Below are 16,989 nucleotides of genomic sequence, written 5' to 3'. Positions count from 1 at the left end.
TCAGCTGGTGCAAAGGCCTTGCAACAGTGCAATTTCATGCCTAACCGCCTCAGGTGAGCCCAACAGCTGTCGGTTAAAGCCAATTCGTTTAAACCAGTAATGCAGGCCAACAAGGTCAGTAAAGCCCATACCACCGTGGACTTCCGTACTCGTTTTAGCCACAAACTGCCCGACCTCGGCAAGATGCGCATTAGCATGACAAGCCGTGGTTGCTGCATCGTCGGCCGATTCGTCAAACGCATGCCCTGCGTACCACGCAAAAGCACGGCAGGGCTCGAGTTGCGATGCCATTTCAGCGCACATGTGCTTCACCGCTTGGAAGGAGCCAATCGCGCGATTGAACTGCTTTCTGTCTAACGAATAGGCGACGGCCTGATCGAGCATGTATTGAGCCGCACCCAAGGTATCGGCCGCTTGAATGCTGCGGCCACGGTAGACCGTGTCACGAACTAACTCCGCATCGTCCGTCACAAGACAGGCCGGCGTCTGATTAAAGTTCAGTTCACAGACACTGCGCGTCATATCGATCGTCGTAAGCGGTTTACGCGCTAGATGCTCCGTTTCCACCATGTAAACGCGACCGTCGGTCAAAGCCACCAAATAAGCATCCGCATCGGCATCCAGTGCATAGAGTGACTGCCCTGATAACTGTCCATTAACCTCGGTCACTCGGCCTTTTCGAGCCCCCAAGAAGTCGCTGAAGGCAATGCCCACACGGTAGTCACCCCTCGCCATACCGGCGAGTGGATCCGTTGCCCCGGCGCGGTTGAGTAGGTGTGCACCCATGATCGCAGTACTGAGAAAGGGTCCGGGACACGCGGCGTAACCCAGTGCCTCTGCAACAGCGACAGCATCGAGCATACCGAGCTCGGCGCCCCCGTGCGCCTCGGGTATGACCATGCCCGCTAGTCCCATATCCGCGAGACCACGCCACATGTCGTTATCAGAGATATCACCCGCCGCGACCTTTCGAACGCTTTCGAGTGAAACTTCTGTCGACAAGTACTTTCTTAGACTGTCATCGAGAAGCAGTTGATCTTGTGATAATCCAAATTCCATTTTTCAGACCCCCTCTCTTATTTGGCGCTCGTCGCGGGAATTTTCGGCTCTTTGGGCATGCCAAGTCCGCGCTCACTGATGATATTTTTCTGAATCTGCGAGGTGCCGCCGCCAATAATCAGTCCGAGATAAAACATGTATTGGTACTGCCACGAGCCACGACCGCGAACATGGGGGTTATCGCCATAGCTCAGGCCAATCTCGCCCATGACATCGATGCCTAAACACTCGATTTCATGACGCAGCTCGGTACCCATTAGCTTGACGATCATGCTCGCCAAGCGCACATCCTGATTCTTGTTAATCTTCGCCGAGAGCAAACGCATATCGTTATATTGCATGGCGAGCACGCGGCCCTCGAGTCTCAGTAGTCGGTCTCGAAAGACAGGATTTTCAATCATTGCCTGGCCATTAAGGCTCTCCTCGCGCATCAGCCGCTTCACTCCGTTGAGTCGATTGACTGCCGCATCGGGCGTTGCCAAAGAACCGCGCTCATAACCTAAGATCGCATTCGCCACCTGCCAGCCCTGGCCTCTTTGGCCCACAATTTGGTTTTTCGGCACGCGCACATCGGTAAAAAAGACTTCGTTAAAATTCGCATCGCCCGTCATATCGACGAGAGGTCTGATTTCAATGCCGGGGGTGTCCATACGAAACAGCAGGAACGAGATACCCAGATGCTTGGGTGCATCCGGTTCTGTTCGCACAAGACAAAATATCCAATCTGCGTGGTGTGCAGTGCTAGTCCAAATTTTCTGTCCATTAATCACCCAGTCATCGCCGTCGAGCTCGGCTTTGGTGGTGAGGCTGGCTAAATCACTACCGGCTCCAGGCTCCGAGTAACCCTGACACCAAATCATCTCTGCACGAATAGTAGGTTCAACAAAGGCTTTCTTTTGCTCTTCAGTACCCATCTCCAACAAGACGGGCGTGAGCATCGTAACCCCCTGACCGTTGAAGCCCCGGTGCATACGTTCTGCACCAAATTCCTCTGCAATGATGCGCGACTTTATGATGTCGGGCTCGGCGCCAAAGCCACCGTATTCGCTGGGAATGGTTCGACTGTGGTAGCCGTTTTCGATCAACAGTGCTTGCCATTCACGCATGGCTTGGCTTTTTATGCCGTCGCCGGCCTGTGGCTGCTTTTCTTTATTGTCTTGAATGAACCCGCGCACTTCCTCTCGGAACGCGTCATATTCTGCCCCGTAAGATAGATCCATACCGTCTCCCTAAGTTGCTCAAGGTGTTGTGCAAGCTTGTTTTGGCTATTCTTTTATTCTTTTTCTAGGCAGTTGTAATGCCCAATTCGCACTATAGCGCAACCAACATAGAACGATATTGAAACCGTTCGAAAGCACGGACCTCTCACGGCCCGCCGTTAAAACGGACGCCCCATGCTAACCCTCATATCGCCCATGCCCCCCTTCGGAGCACTGCTAAAAGCAATAACACTTTTCCGGCCTGCAAGTGCACTTGGGTTGTTTCAAGACAGTCAGATACGGCTCATCGAGCAGGCAATATGGCAGAGCATTAACCGGTCACATTCACCTCAAGCGGCGACTCTCGGTTACCATCTACAACACATGACTAGATGCCAGTAAATGAGATGCCTATGGATCCCTACTTCGCCCTGTGGGCCTTTATCATTGCCATGGTAGCGACACCGGGACCCGCCAATATGCTGCTCATGACCGCGGGGGCACAGCAAGGGTATTTGCGAACCCTTCCGTTCATTGGTGGACTGTTAGTCGGCAAGCTCATGTTGAACATCGCGCTTGCCTTTGGACTCATGAAGCTACTGGAGTCCTCTCCCGGCATCGCTGACATCTTTGTTTTCGCCTCTGCCGGTTACATGGCCTATCTGGCACTTCGAAACTGGACACCGCCGTCTGCTCAATCTGCACAAAATCGGTTTTCGTTTTGGACGGGCGCCATCGTGCACCCGCTCAGCCCAAAAACCTGGATGATGGCAACGCTTGCGCTCTCACAGTTTGGCGAGGGTTTCTCCACTGATTGGGAGAGAATTGTCATTGTTCCTCTTAGCTTTCTTATCGCACAACTTTTCTTTCACTCACTTTGGTGTCTCGCCGGTGCGGCACTCAGCCGCGCGCTTGATCAAAGTCTGATAGTCCACAGAGCATTGATTTTGTTAACACTCGGCGTCATCGTGTGGGCGGTTATGCAGTAAAGCCGTCAGAGAATAGTCCCAATGAAATCGGTTGAACATCCGTCATCACGACGCAGCGTTTTAAAACTACTGACCATGGCGGTAGTGACACTCCCTAGTGTCGCCTGGGGGGTTGTTAAGCCCTTGCTGCCGTCGGGTAAGACGCGAGCGCGCTTTATTGAGCACAACCAGCGGCCTTTAGCACTTGAAACCGCTCGGGACGCTTATGGCCAAGGCCCTATTACCCCGATCAGTCACTTTTTCGTGCGCAACAATCTGCCGATGCCTCAATCGACCCTCGTCGCCAACCCAGATGCGTGGACCGTTCAGGTAAAAGGGTGTCAGTCCGAGGGGGGCATCACACTTGCCGACCTAAAATTACTGCCGACCACCACCGTCGCTGCGGTGCTTCAGTGTTCGGGTAACGGTCGCGCTTTTTTTGACCACAAGCCGTCCGGTTCACCTTGGTCAGTCGGAGCTGCTGGGTGTGCACTATGGACCGGCGTTCGAGTTGCAGATGTCCTCGCACAATTTGGCGGCGCTAATAATGACGCCTCCTTCCTGACTGGAACGGGTGGCGAGATGTTACCCGAGGGGATCGATCCACAGACCGTCGCGGTGGAGCGCTCTGTACCGTTAGATAAAGGGCTCGACGATTGCTTGCTTGTTTGGGAGATGAATGGCGAACCATTGCCACTCGTTCACGGCGGACCTGTTCGGCTCTTGGTTCCAGGCTACTTCGGCGTCAACAATGTGAAGTGGCTGAGAACCCTCGCTGCCACAATGAAAGAGTCATCCAATAAAATCCAGCAATCAGGCTATCGGCTTCGCCCTGTGGGAAAGAGTGGCAACGTGAGTCACCCATCGATGTATCGCATGCCAGTCAAGTCCTGGGTGAATAGCCCTGGGGCCGACGGCCAACCCATCCCCCCGGGTCGACACCGTATCTTCGGCGTGGCCTTTGCGGGAGAACGCGGTATTGAGAGCGTTGAAGTCTCTCTTGATGGAGGGAGCAACTGGCGACAAGCGATGTTGTACGGCCCTGACTTGGGTGCGAATGCTTGGCGCACCTTTTCACTGGACACTGAGCTCGACAATGGTGAATACCTGCTTGTCAGTCGAGCCACCGACAAAACCGGAGCCCAACAGCCCGCCGACTTCCCGGCAAATCAGCGCGGGTATGGCCACAACGGCTGGCGCGACCACGGCTTGTCGGTCGCGGTAAGTGATAACACCCTAGCAGAAGCGCGATTAGGTGAGAGTAACTCGGGCGTTGCGCGACTTACGGCCACAGAGACGGTCGCGACCGGTGCAGGTGCCACTTACACTGCAAAAGAAGCGAAGCCACGTCACAGCGAACACGCAAGTTTGGGAAGACAGCTTTTCAACCATGCAACCCAACCGAGCTGCGCTACCTGTCATAGCTTGGATGCGGCGGGTGCCAAGGGCGTCATTGGCCCTAAACTCGATAAACTGAAACCCGACGCGCAACGGATCCGCGCCGCACTTGCACAAGGTGTTGGTGCCATGCCCTCCTATGCCGAGCAGTTAAGTGACAATGAAGTTTCGGCACTGGTCGACTTTATTACTCAGGGTCGGTAGAGACCGGGCCCTTTGACCCGAAAATAGTTACGAAGGGCACGCTACAAGGCACCGGTCTGGGCAAGCACCCTACACAGCTCGGCATCCGGATGAGGTCCCACTCGCAGCGAGCCGTTTATCTGAAGAATTCGCTCAGTAGGTCCCCATTGAGGCCACGCCTTGGCTCTTGGGACAGCCGTCTTGATTGAGTCAGAGCCAGATGCGGCGATAAACGCCCGCCAATAGCCCACGAGCGCTTGAGTGATGTTTTTGTCCGTTTGGTCGGTTGGTAGCCACGCATCGTGGCGATCGAATACGTAGGGCAGCTCTGCCCCATGGTAAGCGCCGATCGGGTCAAACCCGTCCCGAACTCGGTCAAAACGGTAGACCCAGGCCTCACCGTCCGCCGACGCTACGGCGGACGCAATGGCCAAAGACGGGCAGGTGTACTGAAGCGAAGAGGCTAGTCGATCCAACTGTTGTCGCTCAGTTAACTCAAGACCCAGTGCGGCAACCACCTTGGTATGAGCCGCCTGAGGCACGCGCTCATCGAGTACCTCTTTGAGCGACGCGTCTGCCGAGAGATACATCAGCGCTTCGTTGAGGTTGGATCCGATTAAGAGCTTTATTGCCGGTAAATCGCCTGACTTTATCAGGGTCTCAAGCGTCACTGGAAGCGTTTCGACATCACGTATCGGGCTGAAGTAATGATTCGAAAAAAGTGATTGCTGCGATTCTAGAAGCGCATCTGCCGGTACCGACTTGAGATCACTAAAACGCCCCCTTGGCCCCACATGGTGTTCGACAAACGCTTTACCGAGAGAGAACGCAGCCTGTGGCGATAAACTACTGGTGGCAGACCAGCCAGCACTCTGATGAATAACGCCGGCAATCGTGTCCTGCAGGCTGGGCGTTAGTGCCAAGTGCAGCGCATTGTCAGCACCAGCCGACTCACCCGACACCGTAATACGTGAAGCGTCTCCCCCGAAATCTTCAATATGCTCCCGGACCCACATCAATGAGGCCGCAAGATCATGCAAGCCGACATTTTGAACTGACATATCGGGATGGCTAAGCCAGCCAAAGACCCCCAACCGATACGCGACCGTAACCACCACCACGCCCTCTCTCGCAAGCGCCTCGCCATGGTAGTTTGGCTCGTAGCTCCAACCACCGGTATTCGACCCACCATGGATAAACACCAATACGGGTTTCTTTTGGGTGATACTGAGATCGGTCCATACATTGAGATACAGACAATCCTCTGCGTAGTCAGGCGCTTGCATCAAGCTCGGATCGACACCAACACGACTCATCATGCCGTGATACCACGCAAGACCACTGCCTGTTTGCATGCAGGCGGGCGCAAATTGAGTCGCATCAATTGAATTCGCAGCGGGCACAAGAGGCTGAGGACGCTCCCAACGCAACTTGCCAACGGGTGGCGCGGCGAAGGGGATGCCCGCGAAGCGGGCGACACCATGACCCGTGCTCTGATCTACATTCTGATTCGTGCTCTGATCTGTACTGTGGTGAGTAAAGATACCGCGGTAAGTGATTCCCTGGCTTGTCACCTGAGGTACGGGCGTCATAGGGCGGCCAACCGCGGGTTCCGCCTCGCGATTGTCAGGGCCGCTTGCCCTATCGCCTGTGGCCTCGCAGCCTATTAAACAGCAGCCGCTCAAACAGACACCCAAAACGCGCAGGGCAAGCCTGCGAGGATAAGTGCCCATTACTCCGAAGTCCTCGAGCTCTCAGCCTTCAGGCGCATCTTCTTTCAGTGATCGCAATAGCGAGATACCAGAGAGCCAAAACGTGAACACGAGAGGAAGAGATACCACCAACACAACCGTCTGCGCCTCCTTGAGCCCACCTGCATACATTAGGGCTATGGGTAATATCGCAATCGCCACCGCCCAAAAAACGCGGTGCCACCGGGGAGGATCTTCCGACGGTTTCATTGACTTCGATGCACTGGCCGCAAGCACATAGGATGCGCTGTCGTAACTCGTCGCGGTGAAGATACTGGTGAGAAGAATAAAGGCTACAACGAAGACAGCTGCAAACGGCAAGGCGTCAAGACCTGCAATAATTGCCTGGTTGCCGCCAGACTCAGCGAGGACCGCCAGCACATCAACCTCACCCCTTAGCTGAAGACCCAAACTATGGTTACCGACAATCAGATAAAACAACCACACACCGAGCGAACCCATTCCCAGCATACCGAGCACGACTTCACGTAATGTCCGCCCTTTTGAGATACGGGTTACAAAAATCCCGATAAATGGGCCGTAAGCGAGCCACCACGCCCAATAGAATATCGTCCAATCTTCAATAAACCCGGTGTTATTGATCGGGTCGGTCCAGAACATCATGCCAACCGTGTTCTGCAGCGTGTGCCCTATCGAATTAATGGCCATTCGAAGTAAGAAGACCGTATCACTTGCGAGTAAAACCGCCGCAAGCAACACAAACCCAAGCACCATATTGAAATCACTCAGGCGCTTAATACCCCGGGTAAGCCCGAGCCAAACGCTGGTGCCAAACATGGCAACGCAGACAGCTACGACCGCAAGCTCCATACCGAAACTTGTCGGTATACCCGTGAGTCGCGAGAGTAACGCGGCAATAAGTGGCGTTGAAAAGCCCAACGAACTGCCAATGCCGCCCACTAGCGCAATCATGAAAAAGCTATCCATTAACCGCGCGCCGATGGAGGACTCCCCACCCTTTATGAAGTGAGATGCGGAAATGCTGTACTTAAGCTTAGGAACACCTCGCGCGTAGAAAGGATAAGCGATGGCAAGGGTCGGTAGACAGTAGAAGGACCAAGCCACTATTCCCCAGTGATGAAGCCCAAACGACGAGGCCCATACGTACGCCTCCGCTGATCTTGGCGCCGCACCAAAGGGTGGGGCGTCGACATAAAAAGACCACTCTATGGCGGACCAATACATCATCCCTGCGCCAATACCGGCGGCAAACAGCATGGCACCCCAGCTTGCCGTGCTGAATTCGGGCGCCTCTTTGCCTAATGTGACTTTCGCGTAGGGCCCAAATGCGATGAAAATCACCGAACCAAAAGCCGATATAGCCGTCAGGATGTAAAGCCACCCGAAGGTCTCGGCGATCCAATCGTAAGAGGTCTGCAGCGCCAGCGAGCTAGCCTCGGGAAATAACAACAGCGGAACCGCAAGCCCCAACATTACAAAGAGGGTTAGAACAAAATTAACGCGATCTACCGCCGGCGCCATAGCAACATCCCAGTTTTTTTTTATAGAGTGCAAAGAGGGTAACGTATTTTAGAAATAAGATCTGTCGACCCGTTTTTGGCTGACACCCCTGGCCCGGCGCATCACGCCGGGGTGTTAGATAAAGGCCCTTTTAAAAAATGTATTCTCAATAATTATGGCCTGGCTGTGCCATCCAGATGCGTTTTGAAGGATGGGCCGCACCTTTATTTTGCCCGAGAGCGAATTATGAAAATTACAGAACCTGCACGGGAAATTGATGTCGTCCACGTAACCGACGTACTGGTTATTGGCAGCGGCCCCGCAGGTCTAGCCGCCGCTATCGCGGCCGCAAGAACAGGTGTGCAAGTTACCCTCCTGGAGCGCTTTGGTTGCTTTGGGGGCAACATCACCGCCGTGGGGGTCGAGGGCTTTGCTTGGTATCGTCACGATGCCACGATCGACAGCGAGGGAATTGGTGTTGAATTTGAAGAGCGGGCCAAAGCCGCTGGCGCATCGGTGGCCGAGCCACAGTCGAAAAGCCATGCCATTGACGGCGAGGCATTTAAGGCAGTAGCAGACGACCTCGTGCTTGAGGCAGGCATAACACCCATGCTCCATCGCCTCTTTGTTGCGCCGGTTATGGAGGGCGATTGCATCACGGGTGCAATCGTTGAGAGCAAAGCCGGTCGTGAGGCGATTATGGCCTCACGGGTTGTCGACGCTACGGGTGATGCGGATGTCGCTCACCGAGCGGGCGCGCTAACGATCAAGCAACCCAAAGAGGAGATGATTGGTGCCTCCGTAATGTTCTCCCTCACCGGCGTTGAAAAGCAGCGATTTATCGAACACGTCAAAGCGGAGCCTCATACTTATGCCGATTGGGCATACGGCCAGTGGACGATCGAAACGACAGGCAAAGAAGACGACATGTTCTCGCCTTTTCTGAGAAAACCGTTCGAGCGAGCACGCAACGAGGGTTTGATCCCTAAAAGCCTCGATACCATTTCAGGCACATGGGGCGCACTGTATGACACAGGCGACCTGACATACATGAACCTCGTGCACCTTCTCGGGTATGACGGGACTGATCCTAATGACCTGACACGCGGCGAAATGGAGGGGCGGCGCCAAGCGATGATGGCGGTGGATGCGCTTAAGGCCTTTCAACCCGGCTGTGAGAACGCGAAATTGCGAAACTTTGGCATGACGCTGGGCATTCGTGACACGCGCAAGATCGATGCCGCATACAACATGACCGAGCTAGACGTGCGCGAGCAAGCGCGCTTTGAAGAGTCCGTGGGTATTTTCCCTGAGTTTATAGACGGTTACGGGATTTTAATCCTCCCCACTACGGGACGGTACTTCCACCTCCCCTACCGAACCCTATTGCCAAAAGGTGTAAAAAACCTGATCTGTGCAGGGCGCATTACCGGAGGCGACAAGGTAAGCCATGCCGCCACACGCAATATGATGTGTTGTGCTGTAACCGGGCAGGCGGCTGGAACCGCCGCAGCGTTGTCCGTAAAGCACAACGATAGTTTTGAAGGCCTTTCAGTCTCTGCCCTTCAAACAGAGCTCAAACGTCAAGGCGCGAGGCTACACTGACAACCCGACACCTGTCTCAGACACTCAGTAGCGCACGATGTCGGAGGATCAATACATAAACTACCGCATAGAGTGCGATAACGATCATTCCAATCCATTCGATTTTAAGCGGTGTGAATTGATACAACGCAACCAAGCCCAGAAGTAAGGTCATATGAGCCAGCATGTAGGTCTTAAAGCCTAAGCGTTCTGCCGTCCAATCGAGGTTCTGTGCATAAAGTCGAGTCAGCGAATCGAGCGAGTTAATAACGAAAAGAACACCTACGCCCATCATCATTAAATTAAGGCCCGTAGCCATCGGCTGCCCGATTTTGAATAGCCCAAACAGCACACTAAACCATAGCGCGATGGGGATAGACGGGATGATCAGAACCGCCAGCGCCAGTTTCCACGCCTCGATGCCATTCGTAAATCGCGCAACGAACTGTCCGATCATGATTGACCAGGCAAACCACCAGCTGAGATAAAAACCGTGGTAATCGTTTATTGGCGTAAGGAAACGACCGAGGTGTTGTCCGTAGGCACTGAGCCCTGCGAGCTCACTCCATGCCTGACGAAGTCCCACACCGGACGCCAACCAGACCACGCCGATGAGACACAAAAACAACAGCGTCGAGCCAACGCTTAAGTATTTGAGGACAGTCAGCCGGGTACTTGAGAGAACGGCTAAACCCACGACGAGCACAACCAGCGAATAGGTAACCGCCTGGCTGATACCGGGCAAATAAGAGGGTAAATACGCGAGGAACAAGTAGGCGGTAAATGCGCAGGTCGCAATCACTACGAGGTTATGCACGAACTTCACAGCAGGTCGCTGAAATAGCTGTAGGCGCGGTTCCAACGCGCAAAAATACAATGTCGTGAGTATATAAAAACCCCAGACTAAACCGCCCCAAAAACCAAACTCGATGACGAGGGGACTGGCAAATTGATAGTCCACGCCGGTGGCATAGGTCTCAAAGTCAATAAGGGGAAACATGATGAGTCCAACGTCGAGCCCTGAAGTGAACAGTATGGCCAGAAATGTGGCCCTCGGGAGTGGCGTGTCACCAAAGCAGCGAAAGCGCGGCCACCGAAGAACAACATAGGCGGTCGTGGCGAGTGCTATGGCCATGGCCATCGACAGCACGGTCATCAACGCGCAGCACTCAACATGTCTGTATCCAGAGGCCGCTGAGCTGACCCCTCGCGCTGGGTGGACTGCCAATCAGTTGGCTGCCAACGTTTAGCGTCAGACGCCAGCATCGTCTCATTTCGAATAAGCGCGGCAGCGCGCTCGGCGACCATGATCGTCGGGGCATTAAGGTTTCCGTTGGGAATGCTGGGAAAGACAGACGAATCAACGACCCGAAGTCCTGTGACCCCGCGAACACGACAATTTGCGTCGACAACGGCAAGGGCGTCGTCAGCCCCCCCCATGCGGCAACTACATGACGGGTGGTAGGCGGTCTCAACGTTGTCGCGCACCCAGGCATCGACAGCCTCGTCATCAGACAGATCGATTGCCGGCTGGATTTCAGCCCCTCTGAAACCATCGAGAGCGGGTTGATTCAGAATTTCACGGGTGAGCCGAAGGCAAATACGCCAATCTTCACGATCCTTCTCGGTGGCGAGGTAATTGAACACAATCTCGGGGGCTTCCCGTATATCGCGAGAGCGGATATGAACATGGCCCCGGCTCTCGGGTTTATTTGGACCCACATGGACCTGGAACCCGTGACCATCAAATGCGGCGTTTCCGTCATAGCGGACAGCACCGGGTAAGAAATGATACTGGATATCCGGCCATGCAACGCCTGCGCGTGTTCGAATAAAGCCACAAGACTCAAAATGGTTGCTGGCACCGAGGCCCGTTTTGGTAAGGAGCCACTGTGCGCCGATTTTTAGTTTTGACAAAGGATCTAACGCGCCGTTGAGCGTGATGGGTGCCTTGCAACGATACTGAAAATAGACCTCTAGGTGATCGGTCAGGTTGGCACCCACCCCCGGTAACTCATGGATAACGGAGACGTCTGCCTTCTCGAGTACATCGCGTGGGCCAATACCTGAGCGCTGCAAAATACTGGGTGAGCCAATACTACCTGCGCTTAAAATGATTTCCTGTTTCGCTACGACCTCCTGACGAGATCCGTGGCGCCAGTATGCGACCGTTCTTGCAACGCCTGCTTCAAGTCCGACACATTCGACCTCAGCTCGTGTGATCACGGTGAGGTTGGGGCGAGATCGCGCGGCCTCCAAATAGGCCCGTCGGGTCGAGGACCGCATGCCACCTTTGACGGTCATATGCATGGGGCCAAACCCTTCTTGGCGGAAACCATTGTAGTCATCGGTTAGACCATACCCAGCCTCCTCGCCGGCATCGACGAAAGCCTGATAAAGCGGATTTTTGCGGTTATTGCCATTGCAGGTTCCCACCGGGCCGTCGCCACCCCGATAATCGTCGCCACCGTGCATCCACGTCTCCGCACGCTGAAAATAGGGAAGACAGCTGGCGTAGTTCCAACCCTCAGCTCCCAGCATCTCCCACTCATCAAAATCACCGGGGTGTCCACGAACATAGACCATGCCATTGATTGCAGATGATCCGCCCAGACCGCGACCGCGAGCGGCATCCATTGGGCGACCGTCAAGACCGGGCTCGGGCTCGCTAAAAAAGCCCCAATTAAATTCTTTTGACGCCATGGGAATCGCGAACGCACTGGGCATATCAACAAAGATACTCCGACCACTGCCACCGGCTTCCAGCAATAAAACCGAGACTTCGCTGTTCGCGGAGAGCCGATTTGCCAGAACACAGCCCGCTGATCCGCCGCCGACAATAATGTAATCGTATGTTTGTGCCACCGCGAAAATCTCTTCTTTTTATTCCCTGTTTTTCTCTACAAGCACAGATTTCTGTGGCCTGTTTTCTTTCTCGAACTCAGGATTTTACGCACCCTCTCACACTGAGCGACTTGCTTCGTGAGTCATGCACTAATACGTCGGTTCAACCTTTCCTAGATTGGCATAGATCGTCTTGGTCTGTGTGAAATGCTCAATAGTTTGTAGGCCGTTTTCACGGCCGATTCCTGATTCTTTGTATCCACCAAACGGAATTTCTGCCGGGGTGATGTTGTATTCGTTAATCCACACAATTCCGGCTTGAAGCTTATTAGCAACCCGATGAGCGCGCGAAAAGTCCTGGCTGAATACGGCAGCGGCGAGTCCCAGGCGCGTGGCATTTGCGCGGTCGATCACCTCTGACTCATCGGTGAATTTTAAAATCGTCATCAGTGGCCCGAACACCTCCTCAGTGACAACGGCATGGTCATCGCTCGCGGCCACCACAACGGCAGGTGAGACGAAGTAGCCGCCAGTAAGGTCGTCAGTGGCGAGAACCTCACCGCCGCAGCGGATATCAACATCGTCTGAAGCGCTGGCTTGCTCGAGATACGAGCCAACCTTCTCAAGTTGCTGTTTTGACACCAAGGGTCCCATTTGGACTTCGGGGTCAAAGGGATCACCCACGCGGATACGCGTCGTCCGCTCTACGACCTCTTCAACGAAACGATCGAAGATAGTGTCATGAACGAATACCCGAGTTCCGTTGGAGCAAACCTGACCTGTGGAATAAAAATTACCCGCTAAAGCCGCGTTAATAGCGCTCTCTATATCGCTGTCATCGAACACCACAATGGGTGACTTGCCACCCAATTCGAGCGTCACTTTTTTTAGGGATTCGGCGGCCAATGCGGCAACGCGCTTCCCCGTCGCCACAGAGCCCGTGAGCGATATTTTCGCTACGTCGGGATGCTGCACCAAGGCCGAACCGGTCTCACCACTGCCGAGCACGACGTTGAACACCCCATCCGGCATACCCGCTTCGGTGTAGATTTCAGCGAGCTTCAGGGCGGTCAACGGTGTCATTTCCGAGGGCTTAAAGACCATCGTATTACCGCAAGCGAGCGCCGGTGCCGACTTCCAGAGCGCAATTTGTATTGGGTAGTTCCACGCACCAATGGCGGCGCATACGCCAAGCGGCTCTCGCCGCATAATGGCGAAGGCCTCGGGTGGTAGGTCAACGTGCGAGCCACCGAGGCTCTGCGTAACCCCCGCATAGTATTCGAGCACCTCAACGCCGCTAATGATATCGACAACACTTGTCTCTTGAATCGCTTTCCCCGTATCGAGCGTCTCGAGTTCCGCGAGCTCCTGATTTCGATCTCGCAGCAGCGCCGCCGCGCGTCGCAAAATGGCGCCGCGTTCGGCAACGGGCATTGCGGACCACGCCGCAAACGCCGCACTAGCCGAAGCCACTGCTGCGTCGACGAGACGATCATCCGCAGTTTCTACGTCGCAGATCACATGGCCCGTACCGGGGTGACGCGTTTGAAATGTCTGTCCCGACGAGGATGAAACGTAACTCCCGTTGATGAAGCTGCGTTGTGGTCCCAAGGTGCTGGTTTTGTCATAAAAGGGCGCGGTTGCTGGTACGTCCATGGCGTGACTGTCACTTATTATTGATGGGTTCGTCGCACAATGATTGCACAGTCATCGCCCTCAGCCGAGCAGTTAATACGCTCTTTATGCACCTTTGCCGCAGCCTGAGTAGGCTCTGAACCCACCCGCCACCCATTGACCCGCGCGCGATCTCGCTATTAGATGAAGGCTGATGGCTCAGCAATCATCGAACTAACAATAAAAGCCAAGACTAAGAGATATAACAATGAGTGACACAACAGGGCAGGATCAGCAGCAAAACATGCGGCGGGTCGCATTGACTTCGCTCGCAGGGACGAGCATCGAGTGGTACGACTTCTTTCTCTACGCCACCGCAGCGGCGGTCATTTTCCCAATAGCATTTTTCCCGCAGGAAGATCCCACGACAGCGCTGCTAATTAGCTTCAGTTCCCTCGCCGTTGGCTTTTTAGCCCGCCCGCTTGGTGGCGTCGTCTTTGGGCATTTCGGTGATCGTATTGGTCGCAAGCGGACACTCGTGGTCGCCCTGATGATGATGGGCGTTACCACCACACTCATCGGCTTTTTACCCACGTATGCATCGATAGGTGTCGCTGCACCAATACTGCTTGTGCTGCTGCGATTTGTTCAAGGGTTAGCGATTGGTGGCCAGTGGGGTGGCGCCATGTTGTTAGTCACGGAGAGTGCGCCGGCAGATCAGCGCGGGTGGTACGGGGCCTATGCCCAAGCGGGTGCGCCCCTCGGCGTCGTACTGGCAAACCTAGCCTTTATTGGCGTCAGCAGCTCAATGAGTGACGAGGCGTTCATGGATTGGGGTTGGCGACTTCCCTTTATTGCCAGCATCGTGCTGATCGGTATCTCGATGTACATACAACTCAAAATCGAGGACACCCAGGCGTTTCAATCTCTCAGCAATGCACAGTCAGCAACGGACAAGCCGGTTGAGACCGTTAAGCGCTCGCCCGTTATTGAAGCCATTAGAAAATATCCAAAGCGCATTATGTTGGCAGCCGGCGCGTTTCTCTCCGTACAGGTAACGTTTTATATTCTTATCGCTTTCGTTATTTCTTACGGGATGCAATCGCCCAACCTAATGCTGTCTAAAGACTTGATGCTGACTGCGGTCCTCGTGGCGGCCGCCATTATGGTGCCGACGCAATTCTACTTCTCGGGCTTGTCAGACAGGATAGGCAGGAAAAATGTCTATCGTTGGGGCGCCATCCTTACTGGCGCTTGGGGCTTTGCCTTGTTCCCGCTGATTGACACGGGTAACCCGCTGTTCATTTGTTTAGCTATTACTGTTGGGCTCTTGTTCCTCGGCATGCAGTACGGACCGCAAGCGGCGTATTTTACGGAGCTATTCAGCACTGAAGTGCGCTACTCAGGAGCCTCACTCGGGTACCAACTCGGTGCCATTATCGGCGGGGCTTTGGCTCCGACGATTGCCGTTCTGCTTTGGGATAGTTTCGGAATCTTCTACGTATCGGTATACATCGCGATTGCCGCCCTGCTGACGCTCTGGTCACTATCTCACTTGGAGGAAACCAAGGGCAGCACACTCTGAGCAGTTACAAACCTGCCAGGCTACGGTTATGTAACGGGTGGCGCTTACTCCCGTTTAGATGAGGCCACCCGCTTCTAGGCGTGGCCATTCCTGCGCAGGGCATTTATCAATAACGACGGTCAGCCCGTTGTCCAACGCCTTTTGCTCAGCTTCAGGGTGCCTAACATCGAGCTGTGTCCACAGTGAAGGCGCACCGATTGCGATGGCCTCGTCGACCAACGCCGGTAACGCGCTACCCTGCCTGAAGATATCCACCATATCGACGGGTTCATCAATATCACTCAGTGCCCCGACCACGGTCTGACCCTGAAGGGTTTGACCCGCCAGACCCGGATTTACCGGCGTGACCCGATAGCCTTTCTCAAGAAGAAACGTCAGAACTCGATAACTCGGCCGCTCCGGTTTATGGCTCGCACCCACCAGCGCAACATGGCGCACGGTCTTAAGCAGATTGGCGAGACCCTGATCGGACTCGATCAGCACGCGATCACCCCCACTCTGGGGTACGCTTTTCAAAGAACGCCTTCACACCCTGGCGCGATTCATCGGAGGTCATTGCCTCTACCATGACTCGGTTGGCGTGCTCAAAGGCATCGTTGAGAGGCATTTCAATCTGTGTGTAAAAGGCCGTCTTACCATCGCGGATACTTTGTGGCGAGCGCGAGGCGATGCGCGCCGCCAAGGCCTGGGTCTCAGCTACAACGTCGTCAGGTGACACACTGCGATTGATCAGGCCAAATCGCTCTGCATCAGCCGCACTGAAAAACTCGCCCGTGAGCGCCATTTCAAGTGCGTGCTTTCTAGAGAGGTTGCGACCAATGCCCACTAGGGGTGTCGTACAAAAGGCACCTAGATTTACGCCCGGCGTACAGAAACGGGAATCACTGGAGGCAATCGCCATATCGCAAGCCGACACGAGCTGACAGCCCGCTGCCGTTGCAGTGCCCTGCACACAGGCAATGACTGCTTTGGGACCGTGGACGATGCGCTGCATCATCGTGGCGCAGGCTTCGAGGATTGAGAGAATCCTTGGGCGCCATGCTTCTTGCGTCTCATCCGGCCCCCTCGCCATTTCCGTTAAGTCATGTCCCGCGGAAAAAACGGCGCCTTTGGCCGAGATGACAATGCATCTCACAGCATCATCGACATAGGCCTCGTCGAGAACTGAGGTAAGAGTGGACAGCATCTGGCTGGAGAGCGGGTTCCGCTGTTTTTCGTTGTTAAGTGTGAGCCAGAGGACGCCCTTGTCCAGCGTTTTTAAAATAAGTTCCGTCGCCATAATGCCCTCGACAAAGTCGTTACATTTCACCGGATTAAACAGA

General features: G+C 54.6%; 13 protein-coding genes. 4 read left to right on the top strand and 9 right to left on the bottom strand.

The features are described from left to right. Together E0F26_RS05200 and E0F26_RS05195 are read right to left on the bottom strand one after the other, a co-directional pair. A complete protein-coding gene (locus E0F26_RS05200; protein WP_279242983.1) occupies positions 1 to 1,059 on the bottom strand; it encodes an acyl-CoA dehydrogenase family protein in 1,059 nt (352 codons plus the stop codon). Between the two features lie 17 nt (positions 1,060 to 1,076). Continuing rightward, complete coding sequence (locus E0F26_RS05195) at positions 1,077 to 2,279, bottom strand: acyl-CoA dehydrogenase family protein (protein ID WP_279242982.1); 1,203 nt, start codon at positions 2,277 to 2,279, stop codon at positions 1,077 to 1,079. Positions 2,280 to 2,671: 392 nt separating this feature from the next. On the opposite strand from E0F26_RS05195, the gene E0F26_RS05190 reads away from it, so the two are divergent. Then, positions 2,672 to 3,247 carry a LysE family translocator gene (locus E0F26_RS05190; protein ID WP_279242981.1) on the top strand — a complete coding sequence of 192 codons (576 nt, stop codon included), beginning with the start codon at positions 2,672 to 2,674 and terminating at the stop codon, positions 3,245 to 3,247. A gap of 21 nt (positions 3,248 to 3,268) precedes the next feature. After that, positions 3,269 to 4,828 (top strand): molybdopterin-dependent oxidoreductase, encoded by a 1,560-nt coding sequence (locus E0F26_RS05185; RefSeq protein WP_279242980.1) that lies wholly within the window; start codon positions 3,269 to 3,271, stop codon positions 4,826 to 4,828. 41 nt (positions 4,829 to 4,869) lie between these two features. Here E0F26_RS05185 and E0F26_RS05180 read toward each other — a convergent pair whose 3' ends face one another. Together E0F26_RS05180 and E0F26_RS05175 are read right to left on the bottom strand one after the other, a co-directional pair. Further along, a complete protein-coding gene (locus E0F26_RS05180) occupies positions 4,870 to 6,540 on the bottom strand; it encodes a carboxylesterase/lipase family protein (RefSeq protein WP_279242979.1) in 1,671 nt (556 codons plus the stop codon). A gap of 21 nt (positions 6,541 to 6,561) precedes the next feature. Continuing rightward, positions 6,562 to 8,061 carry a BCCT family transporter gene (locus E0F26_RS05175; protein WP_279242978.1) on the bottom strand — a complete coding sequence of 500 codons (1,500 nt, stop codon included), beginning with the start codon at positions 8,059 to 8,061 and terminating at the stop codon, positions 6,562 to 6,564. Positions 8,062 to 8,286: 225 nt separating this feature from the next. Between E0F26_RS05175 and E0F26_RS05170 the strand changes: the two genes are divergently transcribed. After that, positions 8,287 to 9,645: an FAD-dependent oxidoreductase gene (locus E0F26_RS05170; RefSeq protein ID WP_279242977.1), complete on the top strand. Its 1,359-nt coding sequence runs from the start codon at positions 8,287 to 8,289 to the stop codon at positions 9,643 to 9,645. Between the two features lie 16 nt (positions 9,646 to 9,661). Here E0F26_RS05170 and E0F26_RS05165 read toward each other — a convergent pair whose 3' ends face one another. From E0F26_RS05165 to betB, 3 genes are all read right to left on the bottom strand, one after another. After that, positions 9,662 to 10,780 carry a BCCT family transporter gene (locus tag E0F26_RS05165; protein ID WP_279242976.1) on the bottom strand — a complete coding sequence of 373 codons (1,119 nt, stop codon included), beginning with the start codon at positions 10,778 to 10,780 and terminating at the stop codon, positions 9,662 to 9,664. Then, the gene (gene betA / locus E0F26_RS05160; RefSeq protein ID WP_279242975.1) at positions 10,780 to 12,489 is read right to left on the bottom strand and encodes a choline dehydrogenase; all 1,710 of its coding nucleotides are present in this window, start codon (positions 12,487 to 12,489) and stop codon (positions 10,780 to 10,782) included. The genes E0F26_RS05165 and betA overlap by 1 nt, the downstream gene beginning before the upstream one ends. A 129-nt stretch (positions 12,490 to 12,618) precedes the next feature. Further along, a complete protein-coding gene (betB, locus tag E0F26_RS05155; RefSeq protein WP_279242974.1) occupies positions 12,619 to 14,124 on the bottom strand; it encodes a betaine-aldehyde dehydrogenase in 1,506 nt (501 codons plus the stop codon). A gap of 226 nt (positions 14,125 to 14,350) precedes the next feature. Between betB and E0F26_RS05150 the strand changes: the two genes are divergently transcribed. Beyond that, complete coding sequence (locus E0F26_RS05150; protein WP_279242973.1) at positions 14,351 to 15,667, top strand: MFS transporter; 1,317 nt, start codon at positions 14,351 to 14,353, stop codon at positions 15,665 to 15,667. A gap of 54 nt (positions 15,668 to 15,721) precedes the next feature. On the opposite strand, the gene E0F26_RS05145 is transcribed toward E0F26_RS05150, so the two are convergent. After that, complete coding sequence (locus tag E0F26_RS05145) at positions 15,722 to 16,150, bottom strand: CoA-binding protein (protein ID WP_420887695.1); 429 nt, start codon at positions 16,148 to 16,150, stop codon at positions 15,722 to 15,724. A gap of 4 nt (positions 16,151 to 16,154) precedes the next feature. Further along, positions 16,155 to 16,946, bottom strand: a complete 792-nt coding sequence (locus tag E0F26_RS05140; RefSeq protein WP_279242972.1) for an enoyl-CoA hydratase — start codon at positions 16,944 to 16,946, stop codon at positions 16,155 to 16,157. Positions 16,947 to 16,989 lie beyond the last annotated feature (43 nt).

Origin of the sequence: Candidatus Paraluminiphilus aquimaris (assembly GCF_026230195.1) — a bacterium.
GTDB classification, from domain to species: domain Bacteria; phylum Pseudomonadota; class Gammaproteobacteria; order Pseudomonadales; family Halieaceae; genus Luminiphilus; species Luminiphilus aquimaris.
Note: the sequence above shows the minus strand (reverse complement) of the source record. Positions and strands in the feature narration are given on the sequence as shown.